Annotated in this window: 1 protein-coding gene; it reads right to left on the reverse strand. The window is 72.2% G+C overall.

Annotated features, from left to right (window positions below):
• On the reverse strand, nt 1-413 hold a 413-nt coding region (locus ACTM86_RS08965), incomplete at its 3' end, for a DDE-type integrase/transposase/recombinase (RefSeq protein ID WP_441053346.1).
• Nucleotides 414-521: the final 108 nt, after the last annotated feature.

The raw sequence follows: 521 nt of genomic DNA on the forward strand, positions 1-521 counted from the left end.
GCCTGGGCCTCGACCCGGGCCACCGCCTCGGCGAGGCCGCTCCACCCGGTGAACTCGCCGCCGTAGGCGAGCAGGCGGTTCAGGAAGCGGTTGGCCGACTCGTCCTTGCCCTTGGTCTGCGGCGAGCGCGGCGCGCAGAGCCTGAGCTCGAAGCCGGCCTCCCGCGCGAACCGCCACGCCCTCTCCTGCCTGGTCCTCCTGCGGCCAGAGACGGTCACCAGGCACGACATGTTGTCCGTGATGCACTCCTCCGGGACGCCGCCGAGGCGGGTGAAGGTGGCGAGCAGGCAGGACAGCAGGTCGTCGAGCGTGCGGCTCCTGACCGGTATGAAGCGGTGCTTCCGGGAGTAGCCGAGCGTCGCGGTGAACACGCTGAACTCGAAGACCTCGCCCTCCGAGTCGACGAGCCTCATGCCCTCCTTCCAGTCGAACTGCAGCTGCCTGCCCGGGGGCGTCTCGAACCGCGGGTGCGGCTCGCGGCCGCCCGCGCCCCCGAAGGGCACGTCGCGGGCCCGGCACCA

The sequence above is a fragment of the Collinsella sp. HCP3S3_E11 genome, from assembly GCF_052067375.1.
GTDB lineage: Bacteria > Actinomycetota > Coriobacteriia > Coriobacteriales > Coriobacteriaceae > Collinsella.